The organism is Streptomyces sp. NPDC001941, assembly GCF_040296945.1.
In the GTDB taxonomy this organism is placed as follows: domain Bacteria; phylum Actinomycetota; class Actinomycetes; order Streptomycetales; family Streptomycetaceae; genus Streptomyces.
The window spans coordinates 53,327-76,846 of the sequence record NZ_JBEOYE010000039.1 but is presented as its reverse complement, the minus strand read 5'-3'; the positions used below and the strand labels follow the sequence as shown (position 1 = coordinate 76,846).

The 23,520-nt window shown below is 72.6% G+C and carries 17 protein-coding genes and 1 pseudogene; 13 read left to right on the top strand and 5 right to left on the bottom strand.

All coding sequences use genetic code 11. From position 1 onward, the window contains the following. Positions 1 to 128 precede the first annotated feature (128 nt). Positions 129 to 920 carry an AraC family transcriptional regulator gene (locus ABT160_RS24885; RefSeq protein WP_351649994.1) on the top strand — a complete coding sequence of 264 codons (792 nt, stop codon included), beginning with the start codon at positions 129 to 131 and terminating at the stop codon, positions 918 to 920. 130 nt (positions 921 to 1,050) lie between these two features. On the opposite strand, the gene ABT160_RS24880 is transcribed toward ABT160_RS24885, so the two are convergent. Together ABT160_RS24880 and ABT160_RS24875 are read right to left on the bottom strand one after the other, a co-directional pair. Further along, on the bottom strand, positions 1,051 to 1,626 hold the full coding sequence (locus tag ABT160_RS24880) for a DUF305 domain-containing protein (RefSeq protein ID WP_351649993.1): 576 nt from the start codon (positions 1,624 to 1,626) through the stop codon (positions 1,051 to 1,053). A gap of 115 nt (positions 1,627 to 1,741) precedes the next feature. Beyond that, positions 1,742 to 2,335 (bottom strand): hypothetical protein, encoded by a 594-nt coding sequence (locus tag ABT160_RS24875; protein ID WP_351649992.1) that lies wholly within the window; start codon positions 2,333 to 2,335, stop codon positions 1,742 to 1,744. Between the two features lie 147 nt (positions 2,336 to 2,482). Here ABT160_RS24875 and ABT160_RS24870 point away from each other — a divergent pair, with 147 nt between their 5' ends. From ABT160_RS24870 to ABT160_RS24860, 3 genes are all read left to right on the top strand, one after another. Next, entirely contained in the window at positions 2,483 to 4,552 is a 2,070-nt protein-coding gene (locus ABT160_RS24870; protein WP_351649991.1) for an APC family permease, read from the top strand. A 120-nt stretch (positions 4,553 to 4,672) separates the two neighbouring features. Next, entirely contained in the window at positions 4,673 to 6,007 is a 1,335-nt protein-coding gene (locus tag ABT160_RS24865) for a class I SAM-dependent RNA methyltransferase (RefSeq protein ID WP_351649990.1), read from the top strand. Between the two features lie 234 nt (positions 6,008 to 6,241). Next, the gene (locus ABT160_RS24860; RefSeq protein ID WP_351649989.1) at positions 6,242 to 8,824 is read left to right on the top strand and encodes a GmrSD restriction endonuclease domain-containing protein; all 2,583 of its coding nucleotides are present in this window, start codon (positions 6,242 to 6,244) and stop codon (positions 8,822 to 8,824) included. A gap of 95 nt (positions 8,825 to 8,919) precedes the next feature. Here the strand turns inward: ABT160_RS24860 and metG are convergent, their stop codons facing one another. Beyond that, positions 8,920 to 10,644 (bottom strand): methionine--tRNA ligase, encoded by a 1,725-nt coding sequence (metG, locus tag ABT160_RS24855; protein WP_351649988.1) that lies wholly within the window; start codon positions 10,642 to 10,644, stop codon positions 8,920 to 8,922. 193 nt (positions 10,645 to 10,837) lie between these two features. Continuing rightward, complete coding sequence (locus tag ABT160_RS24850; RefSeq protein WP_502984297.1) at positions 10,838 to 11,590, bottom strand: uracil-DNA glycosylase; 753 nt, start codon at positions 11,588 to 11,590, stop codon at positions 10,838 to 10,840. Between the two features lie 155 nt (positions 11,591 to 11,745). On the opposite strand from ABT160_RS24850, the gene ABT160_RS24845 reads away from it, so the two are divergent. From ABT160_RS24845 to ABT160_RS24825, 5 genes and pseudogenes are all read left to right on the top strand, one after another. Then, the gene (locus ABT160_RS24845; RefSeq protein WP_351649986.1) at positions 11,746 to 13,149 is read left to right on the top strand and encodes an NADP-dependent succinic semialdehyde dehydrogenase; all 1,404 of its coding nucleotides are present in this window, start codon (positions 11,746 to 11,748) and stop codon (positions 13,147 to 13,149) included. A 169-nt stretch (positions 13,150 to 13,318) separates the two neighbouring features. Beyond that, on the top strand, positions 13,319 to 13,729 hold the full coding sequence (locus ABT160_RS24840) for a cell division protein SepF (protein ID WP_351649985.1): 411 nt from the start codon (positions 13,319 to 13,321) through the stop codon (positions 13,727 to 13,729). Positions 13,730 to 13,808: 79 nt separating this feature from the next. Next, positions 13,809 to 14,927: an AAA family ATPase gene (locus ABT160_RS24835; RefSeq protein ID WP_351650007.1), complete on the top strand. Its 1,119-nt coding sequence runs from the start codon at positions 13,809 to 13,811 to the stop codon at positions 14,925 to 14,927. 182 nt (positions 14,928 to 15,109) lie between these two features. Beyond that, positions 15,110 to 15,457 carry a nucleotide pyrophosphohydrolase gene (locus ABT160_RS24830; protein WP_351650006.1) on the top strand — a complete coding sequence of 116 codons (348 nt, stop codon included), beginning with the start codon at positions 15,110 to 15,112 and terminating at the stop codon, positions 15,455 to 15,457. A gap of 338 nt (positions 15,458 to 15,795) precedes the next feature. Beyond that, a pseudogene (locus tag ABT160_RS24825) lies at positions 15,796 to 16,245 on the top strand (DUF6099 family protein); the annotation flags it as partial. Between the two features lie 443 nt (positions 16,246 to 16,688). Here the strand turns inward: ABT160_RS24825 and ABT160_RS24820 are convergent. Next, on the bottom strand, positions 16,689 to 16,934 hold the full coding sequence (locus ABT160_RS24820) for a hypothetical protein (RefSeq protein WP_351649984.1): 246 nt from the start codon (positions 16,932 to 16,934) through the stop codon (positions 16,689 to 16,691). A 249-nt stretch (positions 16,935 to 17,183) separates the two neighbouring features. Here ABT160_RS24820 and ABT160_RS24815 point away from each other — a divergent pair, with 249 nt between their 5' ends. The 4 genes from ABT160_RS24815 (at position 17,184) to ABT160_RS24800 (ending at position 23,341) form a co-directional block, all read left to right on the top strand. After that, positions 17,184 to 18,107 carry an LLM class F420-dependent oxidoreductase gene (locus tag ABT160_RS24815; RefSeq protein WP_351649983.1) on the top strand — a complete coding sequence of 308 codons (924 nt, stop codon included), beginning with the start codon at positions 17,184 to 17,186 and terminating at the stop codon, positions 18,105 to 18,107. Positions 18,108 to 18,316: 209 nt separating this feature from the next. Then, positions 18,317 to 19,225 carry a homocysteine S-methyltransferase gene (gene mmuM, locus ABT160_RS24810; RefSeq protein WP_351649982.1) on the top strand — a complete coding sequence of 303 codons (909 nt, stop codon included), beginning with the start codon at positions 18,317 to 18,319 and terminating at the stop codon, positions 19,223 to 19,225. A 100-nt stretch (positions 19,226 to 19,325) separates the two neighbouring features. Then, positions 19,326 to 20,795 (top strand): 3' terminal RNA ribose 2'-O-methyltransferase Hen1, encoded by a 1,470-nt coding sequence (locus ABT160_RS24805; protein WP_351649980.1) that lies wholly within the window; start codon positions 19,326 to 19,328, stop codon positions 20,793 to 20,795. Continuing rightward, on the top strand, positions 20,792 to 23,341 hold the full coding sequence (locus ABT160_RS24800) for a polynucleotide kinase-phosphatase (protein ID WP_351649978.1): 2,550 nt from the start codon (positions 20,792 to 20,794) through the stop codon (positions 23,339 to 23,341). The genes ABT160_RS24805 and ABT160_RS24800 overlap by 4 nt, the downstream gene beginning before the upstream one ends. Positions 23,342 to 23,520 lie beyond the last annotated feature (179 nt).

Genomic DNA, 23,520 nt, shown 5'->3' with positions numbered 1-23,520 from the left:
GTTCCTGGCCGCCGGTACCGGAGTGGAGTCCCACCGCCACGACATCCACCAGGTCGTCTACGCGGGCCGCGGCGTCCTCGCCGTCACCACCGGCGGCGGGTGGCGGGCTTCCGATAAACTGCCACGTGATGCCGACTTTCCGCCACGGCCCCCCGCACCTGCCGACCACGACCAGGTTCCTGGCCGCCGGTACCGGAGTGGAGTCCCACCGCCACGACATCCACCAGGTCGTCTACGCGGGCCGCGGCGTCCTCGCCGTCACCACCGGCGGCGGCACCTGGGTGGCCCCCGCCAACCGCGCGCTGTGGATCCCGGCGGGCACCCCGCACGAACACCGGGCGCACGGAGAGACCGACCTGCACACCGTCGGCCTGCCGCTCGGCACCAACCCGCTGGGCCTGGAGCGGCCCGCCGTGCTCGCGGTCGGCCCGCTGCTGCGCGAGCTGATCATCACGTACAGCGGTCCGGGGACGGTACGCGGCTCCGCCGAGGCCCGGCGGCTGCTCGCGGTCCTCGTGGACCAGCTGCGCCACGCCCCCGAGCAGCCGCTGCACCTGCCGAGGGCCCGCGACCCCCGGCTCGTCGCGGTCTGCGAGCTGCTGCGCGCCGACCCGGCCGACGGGCGCCCGCTCGCCGCGCTCGGGGCGCGGGCGGGGGCGAGCGCCCGGACGCTGACGCGGCTGTTCCGGGCGGAGCTGGGGATGACGTTCCCGCAGTGGCGCACCCAGCTGCGGCTGCACCACGCGCTGCTGCTGCTCGCCGAGGACACCCCGGTCACCACGGTGGCGCAGCGGTGCGGGTGGTCCTCGGCGAGCGCGTTCATCGACGTCTTCCGCCGCGCCTTCGGGCATACGCCGGGGGCGCGGGGGAGCGGCACGGGGGCCGGGTCGGACGCCCGGCCCGGTACGGGCGGCCCGTGACCGGGTCAGGCGCCCCGTGACCGGACCAGGCGCTTCGTGACCGGGGCCGGTGCCCGTACCGGGTCAGGAGCATCATGTCCGGGTCAGGAGCATCATGACCGGGGCCGGCGCCCCGTGACCGGGGCCGGCGTCAGGGGCGGGCGAGGATCTTCTTGAGCTCGGTGATCTCGGCGGACTGCGCCTCGATCACCTCGCCCGCGAGCTTCTTCGCCGCGCTGTCGGCGCCGTCCTTCCGCTCGGCCTTCGCCATCTCGATCGCCCCGTTGTGGTGGGCGACCATCAGCTCCGCGAAGGAGAGGTCGAAGTCCTTGCCCTTCGAGGCCTTGAGCCGCTCCATGTCGTCGGCCGTCATCATCCCGTCCGTGCTCCCGGCGTGGTCGCCGTGCCCGCTGCCCGGCGCCGACTCCGGCTTGCCCCAGGCCTTGAGCCAGGATCGCAGGGTCGCGACCTCCGGCTCCTGGGCGCCCTTGACGGCGCCCGCGATCCGCTTGACCTCCGGGTCGGCCGCCCGGCCTTCGGCCAGCGCGGCCATCTCCACGGCCTGCTGGTGGTGGGGGATCATCTGCTGCGCGAACGTGACGTCCGCGTCGTTGAAGGAGCCGCCGCCCTTGTCGTCACCGCCGCCACCGCAGGCGGTGAGCAGCAGGCCGCCGGCGAGTACGGCGCCGGTGAGGGTGGTCCGGGTACGGCTGAGGAACGTGCGCATGACGGAATCTCCTGATGACTGACTGTCTGTCAACTATGACTGCGGGGTGGCTGGGGACCGTGATCGGCCCGGGCGTGTTCCGGCCCTGGCGCGACCTGTCGGCCCAGGGCCTGTCCTAGATCCGCAGGACGGAGAGCCGGGAGAGTTCGGGCGGGCGCGCGGGCGCCGGGGCCGGCGCGGTGGACGCCGGGACGGCGGGTACGCGCAGGAGGCGCCCGGAGTGCCGGGCGCGGGCGGCCCGTACGAGTGCGAGCAGCACCCAGGCGGCGAGCAGCACCGCGACGCAGAGGGAGGTCATGTCCATCCCGGACATGGGGTGATGCGACGCCCCGGACGGGGCGGAGGCGTGGTCAGGGGCCGTGTGGCCGGGGTCCATGTGGACCGGGGCCGTGTGGTCCGGGCCCATGGCGTCGGGACCCATGTGGACCGGGCCCATGTGTGCCGGGCCCATGGCGTCGGGACCCATGTGGACCGGGCCCGTGGAGGCCGGAGCCATGTGTGCCGGACCCATGTGGACCGGGCCCATGTCAGCCGACCCCATGTCGGCCGACCCCATGGGGACCGCCGCCACCCCCACCGATGACGTACCGCTCCCGGACGCGGCGTCCGGGTCCGGGTGGCCCATCGTGTGCATCAGGAACACGCCCAGCGCGAGCACGAGGACCAGCAGTAGCTGTCCGTGCGCCCCTCGACGGCGGTTCGCGATCATGAATGGCCTCCCGTGCCCCTCTGGGCCCACGCGTGCCGGACAATACCCCAACCCCCTACCAGTACGGTGCGGCAGGAGCGGGAGATTCCGTGCCGATGGGGGGTGGTGGGTGGGCGGCCGCCTTTTCGAACGCTTACGATCCTCTGCGTGTCCAAACTGACCGACGTGCCCAAACGGATCCTGATCGGGCGGGCGCTCCGCAGCGACCGACTGGGAGAAACGCTCCTCCCCAAGCGCATCGCGCTCCCCGTCTTCGCTTCCGACCCGCTGTCCTCCGTGGCCTACGCGCCCGGCGAGGTCCTGCTGGTCCTCTCGATCGCGGGCGTGTCGGCGTACCACTTCAGCCCCTGGATCGCGGTCGCGGTCGTGGTGCTGATGTTCACCGTCGTCGCTTCCTACCGGCAGAACGTGCACGCGTACCCCAGCGGCGGCGGCGACTACGAGGTCGCCAACACCAACCTCGGCCCGAAGGCCGGACTCACCGTCGCGAGCGCGCTGCTCGTCGACTACGTCCTGACCGTCGCCGTCTCCATCTCCTCCGGAGTGGAGAACCTCGGCTCGGCCATCCCCTTCGTCGTCGAGCACAAGGTCCTGTGCGCCGTCGCGACCATCGTGCTCCTGACGCTGATGAACCTGCGCGGCGTCAAGGAGTCGGGCAAGCTCTTCGCCATCCCGACGTACGTCTTCGTCGTCGGCGTCTTCGTCATGATCGCCTGGGGCGCCTTCAAGGGCATCGTCCTGGACGACTCCATGCGCGCCCCCACCGCGGACATGGAGATCAAGCCCGAGCACCAGGGCCTGGCCGGCTTCGCGCTTGTCTTCCTGCTGCTGCGTGCCTTCTCCTCCGGCTGCGCCGCCCTCACCGGCGTCGAGGCGATCTCCAACGGCGTCCCCGCCTTCCGCAAGCCCAAGTCGAAGAACGCCGCGACCACGCTGGCGCTGATGGGCGGCCTGGCCGTCACCATGTTCTGCGGCATCATCGGCCTCGCCATGGCGACCAACGTCCGGATGGCCGAGAAGCCCGCCACCGACCTGCTCCGCGACGGCGTCCCGGTCGGTTCCGGGTACGTGCAGAACCCGGTGATCTCGCAGGTCGCCGAGGCCGTGTTCGGCAAGGGCAGCTTCCTGTTCATCGTGCTCGCCGCCGCTACCGCGCTGGTCCTCTTCCTGGCCGCCAACACCGCGTACAACGGCTTCCCGCTGCTCGGCTCGATCCTGGCCCAGGACCGCTACCTGCCCCGCCAGCTGCACACCCGCGGCGACCGCCTGGCCTTCTCCAACGGCATCGTGCTGCTCGCCGGCGCGGCCACCCTGCTGGTCGTCCTGTACGCCGCCGACTCCACCAAGCTGATCCAGCTCTACATCGTCGGCGTGTTCGTGTCCTTCACGCTCAGCCAGACCGGCATGGTCCGGCACTGGAACCGCCACCTGCGCAGCGAGCGCGACCCGGCCAAGCGCCGCCACATGATCCGCTCGCGCGCGATCAACACCTTCGGCGCCTTCTTCACCGGCCTGGTCCTGGTCGTGGTGCTCGCCACCAAGTTCACCCACGGCGCCTGGGTCGCGCTGCTCGGCATGGTGATCTTCTACGGCACGATGACCGCGATCCGAAAGCACTACGACCGGGTGGCCGACGAGATCTCCGCCCCCGACGAGCCCAGCGACGACAGCATCCGCCCGTCGCGCGTCCACTCGATCGTGCTGGTCTCCAAGGTGCACCGGCCCACGCTGCGCGCCCTCGCGTACGCCAAGCTGATGCGCTCCGACCAGCTGGAGGCGCTGTCCATCAGCGTCGACCCGGCCGAGACCAAGGCCCTGCGCGAGGAGTGGGAGCGGCGCGGCATCAACGTACCGCTGAAGATCCTGGACTCGCCGTACCGCGAGATCACCCGCCCGATCATCGAGTACGTCAAGGGCCTGCGCCGGGAGAGCCCGCGCGACGCGGTCAGCGTGTACATCCCCGAGTACGTCGTCGGCCACTGGTACGAGCACCTGCTGCACAACCAGAGCGCCCTGCGCCTGAAGGGCCGCCTGCTCTTCACCCCGGGCGTCATGGTCACCTCCGTCCCGTACCAGCTGCAGTCCTCCGAGGCGGCCAAGAAGCGGGCGAAGAAGCGCCAGGAGTGGAACGCCCCGGGCGCGGTGCGCCGCGGCCCGGTGGAGAAGCGCGGCGGCAACGGCGGCGGGGGCCCGAAGGAGCCGGCGGCCAAGGCGTAGGCGCGGGGGCGGGGCGGGGTGGCGCGGGCCTCGCGCGCGCCACCCTCCGGGGGGACGTAAACTGGACCGTTCGTCCACTCCCGTCCCCCTTCCCTCCCTCTCCCTCTGGAGCACCCCGCCATGCCGCAGAACGCGTCGCCCGAGTCCTCGACCTCTTCGCTGGTCGGCGAGGAGTACGAGGTCGAGGTGGGCCCGGTCGCGCACGGCGGCCACTGCATCGCCCGGACCGAGGACGGCCGGGTGCTGTTCGTACGGCACGCGCTGCCCGGCGAGAAGGTCGTGGCGCGGGTGACCGACGGCGAGGAGACGAGCCGCTTCCTGCGCGCCGACGCGGTCTCCGTCCTCGTCCCCTCCAAGGACCGGGTCGAGGCCCCCTGTCCCTTCGCGGGCCCCGGCAAGTGCGGCGGCTGCGACTGGCAGCACGCCAAGCCGGGCGCCCAGCGCCGGATGAAGGGCGAGGTGATCGCCGAGCAGCTCAAGCGGCTTGCGGGCCTCACCCCCGAGGAAGCCGGCTGGGACGGCACGGTCGTGCCGGCCGAGGGCGACAAGCTCCCGTCGGGCGAGGTGCCGCGCTGGCGCACGCGCGTGCAGTACGCGGTCGACGAGACGGGCCGCGCGGGCCTGCGCAAGCACCGGTCGCACGAGGTCGAGCCGGTCACCGACTGCCTGATCGCCTCCGAGGGCGTGCACGAGCTGGGCGTGGAGTCGCGCACCTGGGAGGGCATGGCGACGGTCGAGGCGATCGCGGCCACCGGCTCCCAGGACCGCCAGGTGATCCTCACCCCGCGCCCGGGCGCCCGGCTCCCGATCGTGGAGCTGGACAAGCCGGTCTCGGTGATGCGGGTCGACGAGAAGGACGGCGGGGTGCACCGCGTGCACGGCCGCCCGTTCGTCCGCGAGCGCGCCGACGAGCGCACCCACCGCGTCGGCAGCGGCGGCTTCTGGCAGGTCCACCCGAAGGCCGCCGACACCCTGATGAAGGCCGTCATGCAGGGCCTGCTCCCGCGCAAGGGCGACACCGCCCTCGACCTCTACTGCGGCGTCGGCCTCTTCGCGGGCGCCCTCGCCGACCGGGTGGGCGACCAGGGCGCGGTGCTCGGCATCGAGAACGGCAAGCGCGCGGTCGAGGACGCCCGCCACAACCTGGCCCACTTCGACCGGGTCCGCATCGAGCAGGGCAAGGTCGAGTCGGTCCTGCCGCGCACCCGGATCACCGAGGTCGACCTGATCGTCCTGGACCCCCCGCGCGCCGGCGCCGGCAAGCAGACGGTCGCCCACCTCACCACCCTGGGCGCCCGCCGCATCGCCTACGTCGCCTGCGACCCGGCAGCCCTCGCCCGCGACCTGGGCTACTTCCAGGAGGGCGGCTACCGGGTGCGGACGCTGCGTGCGTTCGACCTGTTCCCGATGACGCAGCATGTGGAGTGCGTGGCGGTGTTGGAGCCGGTGAAGTAGCGAGTTCCGCGCGCGGATCCACGAGGCGCTGACGGCGGCGTGAGCCGTCGAGTCCACCTCAGGATCCGCGCCACTGTGTCGGTACCGGTCTCGGTACCGGCACGTTCTGTCGCCGCTCTCGCCCACGGAAGATTCCGCTCGGTCGAGCCCGAGCCCGCGGGCGAGGGTGTTTCATGGTGGACCGGACCGGACCGGACCGGTATCGAGGTTCGACGGTTCGGGGAGAGGACGGGCGTGCACGCTCAGGAGACCACGTTCAGCAAGCTGGTCCAGGGGGAGCAGCAGTTCCAGGTACCGCTCTACCAGCGCACCTACAGCTGGCAGCGCGACGAGCTGCGGCAGCTGTGGGACGACGTGCAGGAGCTGGTCGAGGACCGGCGGGAAGGGCGGCCCGGCTCGGGTCACTTCCTCGGTTCGGTCGTGCTCGCACCCGAGCGCGTGGCCGCGGGCGGGATGCGGCGCTGGCTGGTCGTCGACGGTCAGCAGCGGATGACCACCCTGATGCTCGCGTTCACGGCGCTGCGGGACCACTACCGGGAGCGGGGCCCGGCGAAGAACGCCGCCCGCATCAACGACCTCGTCCTGGTCAATGCGTACCAGGACGGGAACGACAGCTACCGGCTGCTGCCGACACAGGCGGACCGCGAGGCCTACACGGCCTGTGTGGACAGCCTCCCGAAGGCCGGTGGCGCCGGGAACGTGGGGGCCGCCTACCGCTTCTTCGTCGCTGCGCTGGCAGACGGGGCGGAGAGCGGCGGTGAGGGCTGGGTGGACGCGGTCGAGTCCGTCCTGGGCGACTGCCTCTCGATCGTCGCGATCACTGCGGCCGAGGGCGACAACGTCTACCGCATCTTCGAGTCCATCAACAACACCGGAGTGGGGCTCAGCCAGAGCGACCTGCTGCGCAATTACCTGTTCATGTACCTGCCCACCAGGGGCGAGGACGTCTACCGCAAGCGGTGGCTCCCCATGCAGGAACTGCTCGGCCCCGCCCACCTCGAGCTGCTGGTGTGGCTGGACCTCGTGGTCGCGGGGAACAGCCGGGCCCGGCAGAGCGAGATCTACCGGGACCAGAAGAAGCGCCTGGAGCCGCTGAGCGGGGACGAGTCGGCCCTGGAAGCCGAGATCGCGCGGTTCTCCCTGCGCGCCGACCGTCTCATGCGCATCCTGGAGCCGGAGAGGGAGGCCGACCCGGAGCTGCGGGCGGTACTGGAACGCCTGTCGCGTTGGGGCGGGCAGACCCATTACCCGCTGGCCCTTCGCCTCCTGGACCTCGTGGACGAGGGCGGGACCACGGCCCCGGAAGCGGCGGAGGCGCTCGCCCTCGCGGAGAGCTACATGGTGCGGCGCCTCTTCGCGGGACTGTCCACGACGGGCAGCAACCGGGTGTTCATGGAACTTCCCAAGGAGCTGGACAGGGACGGCTCCCCGGCCGAGGCCGTGCGCCGGTTCCTTTCGCGCCCCCGCACGGGCGCCCGCGTCTGGCCGGGCGACGACGCGGTCCGTGAAGCCGTCCGAGCCCGCCCCTTCTACAAGACCGGCCGCAGCAACCAGCGCTTCCAGATCCTGCGCCGACTGGAGGAGAGCTACGGTTCGAGCGAACCCGTCGACTACGACAAGGCGCCGCTCACCGTCGAACACGTGCTGCCGCAGAGCCCGGCCGAGCACTGGTTCGACCTGCTGGCCGAGGAAGCCGCGGACGGCGAGAGCCCCCAGGAGATCCACAACCTGTTGGTGCACACCCTCGGCAACCTCACCCTCTCGGGAGAGAACGCACGGCTCTCCAACCACCCCTTCCACCGCAAGCAGGAACTGCTGGACGCCAGCGCGCTGCGGATGAACCAGCGGATCGCCGCACAGGAGCGCTGGGGCCGCAGGGAGATCCTGGCCAGGGCCGAAGAACTGGCCGACCGGGCCGTGGACCTGTGGCCCGGGCCCTTGGACGAGGTCGCGCGGTCGGACGACGAATGGGCCGGCTGGCGGGAGCTGCGGGAGATCCTGCTCGCCGTCCCGGCCGGCACCTGGACGTCGTACGGCGAGCTCGCCGCCCTCATCGGCACCAGCGCCATCGCCGTCGGCAACCACATGGCGACCCGGACGGGGCTGCACTGCGCGTACCGCGTGCTGACCGCCGACGGCCGTATCGCGGGTGGATTCCGGTGGACCGACGACCGGCACTCCGGGGACCCCAGGGAAGTCCTGGAGGCGGAGGGCGTGCCGTTCGACGAGAACGGCCGGGCCTCGAAGGCCCACCGGCTCAGCAGCACCGACCTGGCCGTCCTGGTGGGCAAGGAGCTGCCGGAGGAGGCCCCGGCGGGGTCGGCCGCGTCGCGGGCCGGCGGGGATGACGCGAGCACCCGCTTCGAAACGCTGCTGCGCGCGAACCAGACGCCGGAGGTCGTCGAGGGCGTCCTGGCCGCGATCCGGTTCTGGGCGGAGCAGGGTGGATACCAGGTCTACGGCAAGGCGAGCGAGACCAGCTGCTTCCCGACCGTGGACGCGGGTGGTCCGGGGGCGCCGCGCGCTCTGTGGCCGATCGCCGTCTACCCGGTGTCCGGGACGGCGGAGGTCGTCTTCCAGCACCTCAAGCGACGTCCGCCGTTCGACGACGAGCCCCTGCGCCGCAGCCTGATGGAGCGGTTCAACGCCATCGACGGCATCGACCTCGCCGAGGCCAAGCTCGATCTGCGCCCCTCCTTCTCCCTGGAGGTCTTCGCCGAGCACACCGACGAGATCCGCTCCGTACTGGAGTGGTTCATCCATGAGGTCGCCTCGGCGGGAACCCGTCGCCCCACCGGCGACGGCGACCCGGTCTGATCACGGGGGCTGGGCTGCCCCGGCCCCCCGCCGTCGGCCGCGGGCCGCGGGTTTCCCCTGGCCGCGGCCGACGACAAGCGCCCCTCGCGGTCGCGTCAGTTCGTCTCCGCGCCCGTCGTCTCCACGCCCCCGAACCGCTCCCGGTACGACTCCAGGTCCTCCTCCGAGACCTTCGCGAAGAGCACCGGCGGCACCGTGAAGGGCGTGCCCGACGGCAGTGCGTCCAGGGACCTCGCGGCGGCGGGGGACACCCACGTCGCCGTGTCGCCCTCCAGGGCGAACGCGCCGCGCATCGCGGCGGCCGAAGCCGGGATGAAGGGCTCGGAGACCACCGCGTACAGGTGGATCAGGTTCATCGCCGTACGCAGGGTCAGTGCGGCGCCCTCCTGGTTCGTCTTGATCTCCAGCCAGGGGGCCTTCTCCTCCAGGTAGGAGTTGCCCGCCGACCACAGGGCGCGCAGCGCCGCCGCGGCCTTGCGGAACTGGAGGGCCTCCATGTGCTCCTCGTACTCCGCGAGCAGACGGGCGATCTCCTCGCCGAGCTTCGTCTCGGCCTCCGCCGCCTGCGCGCCCGCGGGGACCTCGTCACCGAAGCGCTTGCGGGAGAACGACAGTACGCGGTTGACGAAGTTGCCCAGCGTGTCCGCCAGGTCCTTGTTGACCGTCGCCGCGAAGTGCTCCCACGTGAAGGAGGAGTCGTCGGACTCGGGCGCGTTGGCGACCAGGAAGTAGCGCCAGTAGTCCGCCGGCAGGATCTCCAGCGCCTGGTCGGTGAAGACGCCCCGCCGCTGGGACGTCGAGAACTTCCCGCCGTAGTACGTCAGCCAGTTGAAGCCCTTGACGAAGTCGACCTTCTTCCAGGGCTCGCGCACCCCGAGTTCGGTCGCCGGGAACATCACCGTGTGGAACGGGACGTTGTCCTTCGCCATGAACTGGGTGTAGCGCACGTCGTCCGCCTCGTACCACCACGACTTCCAGTCGCCGCCCGTGGCGTCGGACCACTCCTTCGTCGCCCCGATGTACTCGATCGGGGCGTCGAACCACACGTAGAAGACCTTGCCCTCGGCGGCCAGCTCCGGCCAGGTTTCGGCCGGTACCGGTACGCCCCAGTCCAGGTCGCGGGTGATGGCGCGGTCGTGCAGCCCCTCGGTCAGCCACTTGCGGGCGATGGACGAGGACAGCTGGGGCCACTCCTCGCCCACCGCGTCGATCCACGCCTCGACCTCGTGCTGGAGCTTGGACTGCAACAGGAACAGGTGCTTGGTCTCGCGGACCTCCAGGTCCGTGGACCCGCTGATCGCCGAGCGCGGGTCGACCAGGTCGGTCGGGTCGAGCACGCGCGTGCAGTTCTCGCACTGGTCCCCGCGTGCCTTGTCGTAACCGCAGTGCGGGCAGGTCCCCTCGACGTACCGGTCCGGCAGGAAGCGGCCGTCCACGGGGGAGTACACCTGGCGGATCGCCCGCTCCTCGATGAACCCGTTCTCGTGCAGCCTGCGCGCGAAGTGCTGGGTGATCTCGACGTTCTGGGACGACGAGCTGCGCCCGAAGTGGTCGAAGGCCAGGGCGAAGCCGTCGTACACCGCCTTCTGCGCGTCGTGCGCCTGGGCGCAGAACTCCGCGACCGGCAGGCCCCGCTCCTTGGCGGCCAGCTCCGCCGGAGTGCCGTGCTCGTCGGTGGCGCAGATGTAGAGGACTTCGTGGCCGCGCTGGCGCAGGTAGCGGGAGTACACGTCCGCCGGCAGCATCGACCCGACCATGTTGCCCAGGTGCTTGATCCCGTTGATGTACGGAAGCGCGCTGGTGATCAGGTGTCGAGCCATCCTCGGATGCTCCCTTTCGTACGGAACGTATGGTGCGCGCGGCGCCCGTGAAGGCACCGCGGTCGGTTCACGGTCGGTTTGTGGATTTGTGTACGCGCGGCCGCCCCGGACAGGCGGCCAAGCTAGTCCGGGGCGGCCGAGCCCAACCAGTCTAGAGGCGGCACGTCCCCCGCTTCTCCCGCGCGATCAGGCATCACAGCTCTGTCTCCCGGCCGCCCCCCAACAGCCCCGCCTCCCGCCCCGCCTCCTCCAGCACCCCCCTCAGCATCTCCGGCGTCAGCCGCCCCGTGAACGTGTTGCGCTGGCTCACGTGGTAGCAGCCGAACAGGGTCAGGTCTTCGCTCCCACTGGTGCCCGCGCCCCCGTCCGTCGTCGGCAGCCGCACCCGTGACCCGTGCGCGAAGGCCGGGCGGGGGCGCGGGAGCGGCCAGCCCGCCTCCGAGAGGGCCGGGAGCAGGGCCTGCCAGCCGAACGCGCCCAGGACCACCACCGCCCGCAGCGTCGGGCGCAGTGCGCGCAGCTCGGCCACCAGCCAGGGGCGGCAGGCGTCGCGCTCCGCCGGGGTGGGCTTGTTCTCCGGCGGAGCGCAGTGCACCGGGGCCGTCACCCGGACCCCGAGCAGCCGCAAGCCGTCTCCGGCGGACACCGACTCCGCCTGGTTCGCCATGCCGGTCGCGTGCAGCGCCGCGTACAGCACGTCGCCCGAGCGGTCGCCGGTGAACATCCGGCCCGTCCGGTTGCCGCCGTGCGCGGCCGGTGCCAGGCCCACCACCAGCAGCCGCGCGTCCGGCGGGCCGAAACCCGGCACCGGGCGCGCCCAGTACTCCCAGTCCGCGAACGCGGCCCGCTTCTCCCTGCCGACCCGCTCGCGCCACTCCACCAGGCGCGGGCACGCCCGGCACCCGGCCACCCCGGCGTCGATCCGTTCCAGCTCGTCCACTCCCACGACGGTAGCCAAAACCCGGGCCGGGCCCCATGGCCTGTGGATAACTCCGGACCGCCGCGCCGCCGCATGCCGCCGCCCCGTAGGGGTACGCGTTGCGCCCCCGCCCCCGGAGCGGGAAGGTCGAAGGACAGCACGCCCCCAGGAGGTCGTCCCCCATGCCCATCGCCACGGTGAACCCCGCGACCGGCGAGACGCTCACGACGTACCCGCAGATGAGCCCCGAGGAAGTCGAACGGCGCTTGGTGCAGGCCACCACCGCCTTCCGCGAGCACCGGCTCACGGACTTCCCGCAGCGGGCCCGGCTGATGGTCCGCGCCGCCGACCTCCTCGACGCCGACCGCGACACCGTCGCCGCGCTCATGACCACCGAGATGGGCAAGCCGGTCGCCGCCGCCCGGGCCGAGGCCGCCAAATGCGCCAAGGCCATGCGCTGGTACGCCGAGCACGCCGCCTCCCTGCTCGCCGAAGAGGCCCCCTCCGACGCCGACGCGCACGACTCGGGCGCCTCCCGCGTGAGCGTCGTGCACCGCCCGCTGGGCGTCGTCCTCGCCGTCATGCCGTGGAACTTCCCCCTGTGGCAGGTCGTACGGTTCGCCGCGCCCGCCCTGATGGCGGGCAACGTCGGACTGCTCAAGCACGCCTCCAACGTCCCGCAGACCGCGCTGTACCTGGAGGACCTGTTCCGCCGCGCCGGATACCCCGAGGGCTGCTTCGGCACCCTGCTGATCGGCTCCGGCGGCGTCGAGGCCGTACTGCGTGACCCGCGCGTGGCCGCCGCCACGCTCACCGGCAGTGAGCCCGCCGGGCGCGCCGTGGCGGCCGTGGCCGGTGACGAGGTCAAGCACACCGTCCTGGAGCTGGGTGGCAGCGACCCGTACGTCGTGATGCCCTCGGCCGACCTGGAGAAGGCCGCGCGGACGGCCGTCACCGCGCGCGTGCAGAACAACGGACAGTCCTGCATCGCCGCCAAGCGCTTCATCGTGCACGCCGACGTGTACGACGCGTTCGCCGAACGGTTCACCGCGGCCATGAGCGCGCTGACCGTCGGCGACCCCATGGACGAGAAGACGGACGTCGGCCCGCTCGCCACCGAGGGCGGCCGCGCCGACCTGGAGGAACTCGTCGACGACGCCGTGGAGCAGGGCGCCACCGTCCTGTGCGGCGGCGCACGCCCCCAGGGGCTCGACCGGGGCTGGTTCTACCAGCCGACCGTGCTGGCGGACGTACGGCCCGGGATGCGCATCCACCACGAGGAGGCCTTCGGGCCGGTCGCCACGCTCTACCGGGTCGCCGGCCTCGACGAAGCGGTGGACCTCGCCAACGACACGCCCTTCGGGCTCAGCTCCAACGTCTGGACGCGCGACCAGGACGAGGTGCGCCGCTTCACCCGCGACATCGAGGCGGGCGGCATCTTCTTCAACGGCATGACCGCTTCCCACCCGGCGTTCCCGTTCGGCGGCGTCAAGCGCTCCGGCTACGGACGCGAACTGTCCGCGCAGGGCATCCGCGAATTCTGCAACGTGACCACTGTCTGGCACGGACAGGACGGACAGGAGTGACGCCCGCGGTGATGCCCGTACTTGATGCCTGTACTGATGCCTGCGGCGATGCCCGCGGTGGTCCCGTCTCCGTCCCGCTCGGTGGGTGACATGCGTCCCGCGCCCGCGGGTGCGATTCTCGGCCGTGTCGCTGTTGGGCCGAACGGGTGAGGGGCGCGAAGATGGCCCCATGAGCAGGTACGAGCGATACGACAGGTACGACGCCACCGACGAACAGTGGGAGGGCCTCGCCCAAGTCGTGCCGCTGCGCAGCCGCAACGAGTGGCCGTCCCAGATCGACCACCGCACGGTGCCCCAGGATTACGAGCAGGCGGCCGAACAGCGCCGCATGGTCGTCCTGCGGGTGCAGATCTTCGCGGACGCGCGCGAGGTCGCCGAGCACCTCATCGCCCAGGTGCCCGTGCTGCTCGACCTCACGGCCGCCGACACCGATGTCGCCAAGCGCGTCCTGGACTTCAGCAGCGGCGTGGTCTTCGGCCTCGGCAGCGGCATGCACCGCGTCGACCGCAACGTCTTTCTGCTCGCGCCCGTCGGCACCGAGGTGGAGGGCACCGAGGCGGCGGCCGTACCGCAGGCATAGTCGCCCGTTCGTAGGAAGGTCGTTCAGGCGTAACGGTTCCTCGCTCCGGACCGGATCTAGGGTCCGGCTCGTGCACACCATGCGTCCCGCAGTCACCGAACTGCGGCTCTCTGCCTTCCGCTCCCATCGGCGAGCCACTTTCCCCATCACCCCCGTCACCCTCTTCGCGGGGGCGAGCGGCAGCGGCAAGTCGACCGTCCTGCGCGCGTACGAGGCGCTGGCGCGACTCGCCTCCGGCGCACCGCTGGAATCGGTCTTCGACGACCCCGTCTCGTACGTGCCCGAGCGCGCCGCCGCCGACGCGCAGGGACGGCGCGGCTTCCGCATCGGCTGTACGGCCGACGGGCCCCTCGGCCCCGTCCACCTCGACGTGGCGATCCAGGCCGAGCCGGAACTCCGCGTCGTCGGCGAACGTTTGACCTGGGACGGACGCGAACTGCTGACCACCGCCCTGCGCGACCCCGGCCGCTCCTCCGTGCAGGCCGCCTGGCTCACCGGCGGCGCCGCGGCCGTCACCCGGGCGCCCCTGCCCGACGACCGGCTCGGCACGGCCCTGCTGCCCCTGCGGGTCGCCGGCAGTACCGAGGGCCAGCTCCAGGTGCTCGCGGCCGCCGAGCAACTGCTCGTCGCGCTGCGCTCGGTGTTCGCCTGCGACCCCCAGCCGGTGCGGATGCGGCGGCCCGCCGCTCCGGGTGACGGACGGCTGCGGCGCGGCTGCGACAACCTCGCCGAGGTGCTGCTGCGCACCCGCACCGAGTGCGCGACCCGGCACGCGGCGCTGGTGAGGGCGCTGCGGGACGGGTGCTCGGGGGAGGTGGAGGACCTGGCCGCCCACACACGGGACGACGGGACGGTACGGGCGCTGCTGGCCCGGCCGGAAGGCCGCCCGGACACGCCCGTGGAACGCCTGGGCGACGGTGAACTGCGCTTCCTGGCGCTCGCCCTGGTCGTGCTCACCGGCCCGGGTGTGCTCGAAGTGGAACAGGCCAGTGAGGTTCCGGCCGCGATCCAGTCCCTCACCGTCGTCGCGGACAACCTGGACCGGGGTCTGGACCGCCGCCAGTCCAGCGGCCTCTTACGCCTCGCCGTCATGGTGGTCGAGCGCGGCCACGTGCGGCTGACGGGTGCGGTGGGGGAGACGGGGGCACAGTGCGCGCGCGAGGTCGAGGGCGTCACGGTGGTAGACCTGGAGCCGTGAGCGACACGAGTGACGAGACGAAGAACGACATGAGCGGTACGGGTGCGGACGGTCCCGGCGGTGGCGTTGCGGGCGGGGGCGGTACGGATGGGGGTGGCGTTGCCGCCGGGGATGCTGCGCATGGAGGTGGTGGTGTCGCGGCAGGGGCGGGAGCGGTCCACGCGGCCTCCGGCGAAGCCGAGTTGACCGTCGCCGGGCTCCAGCGTCGGCTGGCCGCGTTCGCGGCCTCGCGCGGCTGGCAGCCCTACCACGCGCCCAAGAACCTGGCGGCGGCCCTGAGCGTCGAGGCGGCCGAACTCCTCGAGATCTTCCAGTGGATGACACCGGAAGAGGCCGCGCGCGTGATGGAGGACCCCGAGGACGCCCATCGGGTCCGCGACGAGGTGGCCGACGTCCTCGCGTATCTCCTGCAGTTCTGCGGCTCGTTGGGCGTCGACCCGCTGACGGCGCTCTCCGAGAAGATCGACCGCAATGAGCTGCGCTTCCCGGTGGGGCGGCCCCCGGGGCGCAAGGCCCGGGCGGAGGGCTGAGACGCGGACCGGGGCCCGTCCAGGGGCGGGCCCCAGCGGGGCGGGTTTCAGTGGGCAGGCCGCAGTGGGTCGGGCCCGGTCCGGCCCGCACCGCCCGCACCGGCCCGATCCGGCTCGCACCGGCCCGGTCCGGCCCGCGCCGGAGCCGGGCGGGACCTGGTTTCGACCCCTTTCGGGCCCACTTCCTCACGCAGAGTCACTCTTGGGAGTGAGCGGGTTGTGCACATGCGGCTTCGTGTCCACAGATTTCCGAATTCCCCTGGCGTTTCGGCTCGTTCGCATTCACTCTGGGTAGTGGTTTGAGTGGGAGGACAGTCGTACGAACGGGGGCGGTGCGCATGGACGCGGAGCGTCTGATCGGGCACGGTCGGCAGGCCCTGGCGCGGAGCCGGGAAACAGTGGACGTCGTGACCGAGGCCTGGCAGGCCCAGGCCCTGGCCCAGGCGATCGGGAGCAGCCTGGCGCTCTCCGGGCCGCCGCAGGTGCGCGGCGAGGCGCGGGGGCTCAGCGAGACCGGGGGGCGGGGCTGCGGGGTGCTGGACCAGGTGACGCTGAAGGCCGGGGGGATACGGGCCACGCAGCTGACCGGGATCGCCGACGCCCGGCGCACGCTGACGGAGCTGGGCGTGCTGCTCGGTGAGGTGGGGATGGCGCTGGTGGGTGTGGCCTGCTCCACGGAGGAGGAGGGGCTGTACTGGCAGTGCATCGAGGCGATCGACGCCGCCGACGAGTCCAGCGACCGGGTGCACGCGATGCTGCGCAGGATCCCCGAGCGACAGACGGTCAGACCCGCGCGGCCCGCCCGGCGCGATCAGGCGCGCGATCTGCTGCGCGATCCGGCGGACACCCTGGACGCGCTCGACGACCTGGATGATCTGGACGGCCTGGACGAGTTCGACGCGCTGGAGGACCTGGACGTCCTGGACGGCCTCCAGGGCGGGGGAGACCCGCTCGACGACCTCGGCGGCCTGGACGGCCTTCGCGACCCGGCCGACCCGCTGGACGGCCTGGACGAGTTGGAGGCTCTGGAGGCGGTCGAGCCGCCTCCCAAGGATCCGGCGGACTCCGCCGCGGGACCGCCGTGAAAGCGGTCGCGGTCCCGGTGGACGGGGCCGCGGTGGCCGCGGCGCGCCGGGCGCCACGGCCGGGAAGCGGGGCTCGTCGTGGCCGTGCGGAGGCCGTCATGGCCCCCGCACGAGCGACAGCGGCGCGGACGCTACCGGGTCCGCGGTCAGAACGCCCCGTCCGGGCGGCTTCCATCGGCGGACTGCCGCGGGGACGCACCAGTGTCGGACGGGCGGTCCGACGAGGACTGGAGGTCGGCGTCGAGCTGGTTGAGATCGGCGTTGAGCGCCGCCATCAACTCCTCCATCTGCTGAAGCAGACCCTTGGGGGCGCCACCGCCCTTCTGCTCGGGCACCGACTGGTGCACCGGCTGTTCGGGCATCGCCTGTTCGGGCACGGCTTCCTGGGACATGGCGGCCTCCTCGGCCCAGGCCCTCCGCGTGAGGGGAGGGCGGCAACAGAGAAAGACGCACCGGCAGCTTCCGCCGGCGCGCGGGCCGGGCGGTCCGGCTCCGCCCGAGCCAACGACCCGGCCCCGTCGCTGGTCACTGGTGGGGTCGGCCGTGGCCCGCCGGGTTGACGGATATTCACCCGACAGGGCCGGAGAGAGGAGGGTGGTGCGAGTGGGGTTGACGGCCGTTCGAAGGTGCAGGATGGATCCATGGATCTTCGAATCTTCACCGAGCCCCAGCAAGGGGCGAGCTACGACACCCTGCTCAAGGTCGCGAAGGCCACCGAGGAACTGGGCTTCGACGCCTTCTTCCGCTCCGACCACTACCTGCGGATGGGCTCCGCCGACGGGCTGCCCGGGCCGACCGACGCGTGGATCACCCTCGCCGGGCTGGCCCGCGAGACCAAGAGGATCCGTCTGGGCACGCTGATGACGGCCGGTACCTTCCGGCTGCCGGGCGTGCTCGCCATCCAGGTCGCGCAGGTGGACCAGATGTCCGGCGGCCGTGTCGAACTGGGCCTGGGCGCGGGCTGGTTCGAAGAGGAGCACAAGGCGTACGGGATCCCGTTCCCCAAGGAGAAGTTCGCCCGCCTCGAGGAGCAGCTGGCCATCGTGACCGGTCTGTGGGGCATGCCGAAGGGCGAGACGTTCTCGTACGACGGGACCTACTACCAGCTGGCCGACTCGCCCGCGCTGCCCAAGCCGGCCCAGGCGAAGCTGCCCGTGCTGATCGGCGGGCACGGGGCGACCCGGACGCCGCGGCTGGCCGCGCAGTTCGCGGACGAGTTCAACATCCCGTTCGCGTCGCTGGAGGACAGCGAGCGCCAGTTCGGCCGGGTGCGGGCAGCCGCCGAGGCGGCCGGGCGCAAGGCGGACGACCTCGTGTACTCCAACGCCCTGGTGGTGTGCGTCGGCAAGGACGACGCCGAGGTGGCGCGTCGTGCCGCGGCGATCGGCCGGGAGGTGGAGGAGCTGAAGGCGAACGGCCTCGCGGGCTCACCCGCCGAGGTCGTCGACAAGATCGGGCAGTTCCAGGCGATCGGCTCGTCCCGGCTCTACCTCCAGGCCCTGGACCTGGACGACCTGGACCACCTGGAGCTGATCTCCTCCCAGGTCCAGTCGCAGCTGGGCTGAGAGCGGGCGGGGGCTCCGCGGGCGCGCGCCCGGGGCGGCCGTTGTACGGTCCGGCGCCCGCCCCGAAGCCGTACGATCCACCGCCCGGGCCCGCCCTGAAGCCGCGCGTACCCGGGGCGGGTCCGCCCCGGTGCGGCGCGCACCCGCAGCCGGCCCGTACCGGGCGCGGCGGACCAGTCGTGGAGATCCGTCATGGAGGAGCAGCAGCAGTGAAGCCCGTTCGTACGCTCGCCGAGGCCCTGGCAGGTCCCGTCCCGCTGGTCCTGGACGGCGGGCTGGCCAGTCAGCTGGAGGCCCAGGGCTGCGACCTGTCCGACCACCTCTGGTCGGCCAGGCTCCTCGCTGACGACCCCGGACAGGTCCAGGCGGCCCACGCGGCGTACGTGCGGGCGGGAGCCTCGGTGCTGATCACCGCCAGCTACCAGGCGAGCTTCGACGGCTTCGCCCGGCGCGGCGTGGGCTACGACGAGGCCCGCGCGCTGTTCGCCGGCAGCGTGGCGGCGGCCCGGCGTGCGGGAGCGGCGGCCGGGCGCGAGGTGTGGGTGGCCGCCTCGGTCGGACCGTACGGGGCGGTGCTCGCGGACGGCAGTGAGTACCGCGGCCGGTACGGACTCTCGGTGCGCGAGCTGGAGCGCTTCCACCGCCCGCGCGTGGAGGCGCTCGCCGAGGCGGGGCCCGACGTGCTCGCCCTGGAGACCGTGCCCGACGCCGACGAGGCGGAGGCGCTGCTGCGGGCCGCCGAGGGCTGCGGGGTGCCGCTCTGGCTCTCGTACACCGTCCGGGACGGGCGCACGCGCGCGGGACAGGACCTGGCGAGCGCGCTGGCCCTGGTCGCGGGCAACGACCAGGTGATCGCGGCCGGGGTGAACTGCTGCGATCCGGCCGACGCCGACCGGGCCGTGCCGCTCGCCGCCGAGGTGACCGGCAAGCCGGTCGTCGTCTATCCCAACAGCGGCGAGGGCTGGGACGCGGCCGTCGGGCGGTGGACCGGCGCCCCCACCCTCGACCCGGCCCGCGCCGCCTCCTGGGGCGCCTCGGGGGCCCGTCTGATCGGCGGCTGCTGCCGGGTCGGCCCCGAGTCCATCGCGGCCCTCACGCGCGCGGTGGCGGCCCGCTAGGGGGCGCGAGGGGCGCGGGCCACCCCGGTCGGCCCGAGTCTGGCCGGGCCACCGGAAAACCCGTCGTAGCCGGGGCACGATTCCGGTCATAATCGGACGCGTGTTCCTGACGATCAGCACGACCGGTACCCCCGAGCGCCCCGCCACCGACCTGGGCTTCCTGCTGCACAAGCATCCCGACAAGGCGCAGGCGTTCTCGACCTCGCACGGCCAAGCGCACGTGCTCTACCCCGAGGCCACCGCCGAGCGCTGCACGGCGGCCCTCGTCCTGGAGGTCGACCCCGTCGCACTCGTGCGCCGGGGCAAGGGCAAGGGCCGGGGCGGCGCCCCCGACGCGGCCCTCGCGCAGTACGTCAACGACCGGCCCTACGCCGCGTCGTCGCTGCTCGCGGTCGCGCTCAGCGCGGTCTTCAAGAACGCCCTGCGCGGCGACTGCAAGGCCCGCCCCGAGCTGCCGGAGCGGGCGATGCCCCTGCGCGTCGAGATCCCCGCACTGCCCGCACGCGGCGGCGCCGAACTCGTGCGCAAGCTGTTCGAACCGGTGGGCTGGACCTCCGTACAGGCCGAACCGGTCCCGCTGGACGGCCGCTTCCCCGAATGGGGCGACTCGCGGTACGTGACCCTCGTCCTGGAGGGCGAGCTGCGGCTGGCCGAGGCGCTGCGCCAGCTGTACGTACTGCTGCCGGTCCTCGACGACGCCAAGCACTACTGGGTCGCCCCCGACGAGGTCGACAAGCTGCTGCGCGCCGGTGAGGGCTGGCTCGCCGACCACCCCGAGCAGAAGCTCATCACCAGCCGCTACCTCTCCCGCCGCTGGGGCCTCACCCGCCAGGCGATGGAGCGCCTGGAACTGGTGCGCCTGGCCGAGGCCGAAGGACTGGAGGTCGAGGACGTCGACAACGCCGTCGACGAGGCCGTCGACACCGAGGAGCGCCCCGTGCCCCTCGCCGAGCAGCGCCGCGAGGCGATCCTGGCCGCCCTGGGCGCCGCCGGGGCCTCCCGCGTGCTCGACCTGGGCTGCGGGCAGGGCCAGCTGGTCCAGGCGCTGCTCAAGGACGTCCGGTTCACCGACGTGGTCGGCGTCGACGTCTCCGTACGCGCGCTGTCCATCGCCGCCAAGCGGCTGCGCCTGGACCGCATGGGCGAGCGGATGTCCGACCGCGTCACCCTGCTCCAGGGCTCGCTCACGTACACCGACAAGCGGCTCAAGGGCTACGACGCGGCCGTCCTCAGCGAGGTCATCGAGCACCTGGACCTGCCGCGGCTGCCCGCCCTGGAGTACGCGGTGTTCGGCTCGGCCCGCCCCACGACCGTGCTGGTGACCACGCCGAACGTCGAGTACAACGTCCGCTGGGAGACCCTGCCCGCCGGACACGTACGCCACGGTGACCACCGCTTCGAGTGGACCCGCGGGGAGTTCCGCACCTGGGCCGGCGACGTCGCCGGACGGCACGGGTACGACGTGGAGTTCGTCCCCGTGGGCCCCGACGACCCCGACGTGGGACCGCCCACACAGATGGCCGTCTTCACCCTGGCCGCACCGACCCCGAAGGAGGAGAAGGCGGCATGACCACCAGCACCAACCGCACCGCACGCACGCTTCCCGTCACCGACCTGTCCCTCGTGGTCCTCGTCGGCGCCACCGGATCCGGCAAGTCCTCGTTCGCGCGCAAGCACTTCAAGCCCACCGAGGTCGTCTCCTCGGACTTCTGCCGCGGCCTCGTCGCCGACGACGAGAACGATCAGAGCGCCAGCCGCGACGCCTTCGACGTCCTGCACTACATCGTGGGCAAGCGCCTGGCCGCCGGACGGCTCACCGTCGTCGACGCCACCAACGTCCAGCAGGAGAGCCGCAAGCAGCTGGTCCAGCTGGCCCGGCAGCACGACGTGCTGCCCATCGCCATCGTCCTGGACCTCCCCGAGGACGTCTGTGCCGAGCGCAACGCCCGGCGCCCCGACCGCGCGCACCTGCCGCGCCACGTCATCCAGCGCCACCGCCGCGAACTGCGCCGGGGCCTGAAGGGCCTGGAACGCGAGGGCTTCCGCAAGGTGCACGTGCTGCGCGGCACCGAAGAGGTCGACGCCGCCGAGATCGTCCTGGAGAAGCGCTACAACGACCTGCGCCACCTCACCGGACCGTTCGACATCGTCGGCGACATCCACGGCTGCTCCTCCGAACTGGAGACCCTGCTCACCCGGCTCGGCTACGTCGACGGACAGCACCCCGACGGCCGCACCGCCGTGTTCGTCGGAGACCTCGTCGACCGTGGCCCCGACAGCCCCGGCGTGCTGCGCCGCGTCATGGGCATGGTCGCCTCCGGAAACGCCCTGTGCGTACCGGGGAACCACGAGAACAAGCTCGGCCGCTGGCTCAAGGGCAAGAAGGTCCAGCAGACGCACGGACTGGCCGAGACCATCGAACAGCTGGAGCGCGAGCCGGAGGAGTTCTCCGCGCGCGTGGGCGAGTTCATCGACGGACTCGTCAGCCACTACGTCCTCGACGACGGCAAGCTCGTCGTCTGCCACGCCGGTCTGCCCGAGAAGTACCACGGCCGCACCTCCGGAAGGGTGCGCTCGCACGCGCTGTACGGGGACACCACCGGAGAGACCGACGAGTTCGGCCTGCCCGTGCGCTACCCGTGGGCCGAGGAGTACCGCGGCAAGGCCGCCGTGGTGTACGGGCACACCCCCGTACCCAACACCTCGTGGATCAACAACACCATCTGCCTGGACACCGGCGCGGTCTTCGGAGGGAAGATGACCGCCCTGCGCTGGCCGGAGCGCGAACTGGTCGACGTACCCGCCGAGCGCGTCTGGTACGAGCCGGTGAAGCCGCTCGCCACCGAGGCGCCCGGCGGGCACCAGGGACGCCCCCTGGACCTGGCCGACGTGCACGGCAAGCGCGTCGTGGAGACCCGGCAGATCGGCAACGTCGGCGTGCGCGAGGAGAACGCCGCGGCGGCCCTGGAGGTCATGAGCCGGTTCGCCGTCGACCCGCGCCTGCTCGCCTACCTGCCGCCCACCATGGCACCGACGGCGACCTCCCGGCAGGACGGCTACCTGGAGCACCCCGCCGAGGCGTTCGCGCAGTACGCGTCCGACGGCATCGCGCGCGTGGTGTGCGAGGAGAAGCACATGGGCTCGCGCGCGGTGGCCCTGGTGTGCCGCGACGCGGACGCGGCACGCGAGACGTTCGGCGTCGACGGCCCCACCGGCTCGCTGCACACCCGCACGGGACGGCCCTTCTTCGGCGACGAGAAGGTCACCGAACAGGTCCTGGAGCGGCTGCGCCGGGCCATCACGGCGGCCGGGCTCTGGGAGGAGCTGGACACCGACTGGCTGCTGCTCGACGGCGAGCTGATGCCGTGGTCGCTGAAGGCCGCCGGACTGCTGCGCACCCAGTACGCGGCCGTGGGCGCCGCCGCCGGAGCGGCCCTGCCGGGCGCGGTCGCCGCGCTGGAGGCCGCCGCCGCACGGGGCGTCGAGGGAGTCGGGGACCTGCTCGCCAAGCAGCGGGAACGGGTCGTGGACGCCGCCGCGTTCACCGACGCCTACGGGCGCTACTGCTGGGCCACCGAAGGGCTGGACGGCGTCCGCTTCGCGCCCTTCCAGGTCCTCGCCGTCCGCGGACGCTCCCTGGCGGCCGTCCCGCACGACGAGCAACTGGCCTGGCTGGACCAGCTGGTGGAACAGGACCCGACGGGCCTGCTCCAGGTCACCCGCCGCCTGGTCGTGGACACGGGCGACGAGGCCTCGGTGCGCGCCGGAGCCGACTGGTGGCTGGAGATGACCGCGGCCGGCGGCGAGGGCATGGTCGTCAAGCCGCTGGGGGCCCTGGTCCGCGACGGCAAGGGACGCCTGGTGCAGCCCGGAGTGAAGGTCCGCGGCCGCGAGTACCTCCGGATCATCTACGGCCCCGAGTACACCCGGCCGGAGAACCTGGAGCGGCTGCGCGAGCGGCACCTGGGCCACAAGCGGTCCCTGGCGCTGCGCGAGTACGCCCTGGGCCTGGAGGCACTGGCCCGCCTCGCGGACGGCGAACCGCTGTGGCGGGTGCACGAGGCGGTGTTCGCGGTCCTGGCGCTGGAGTCGGAGCCGGTGGACCCGAGGCTGTAGCGGCGAGGTCCGGGGGCTCTGCTCCGGTTCGGGGGTTGGGGCAGGGCCTCCGGTGCTGGGCCCGGGTTCGGGTTCGGGTTCGGGGGTCAGGCTTCCGGTTCTGGGCCCGGGTTCGGGTTCCGGGCCAGGCTTCCGGTTTTGGGCCCGGGCTCTGGTTCGGAGCCAGGACTCCGGGGCCG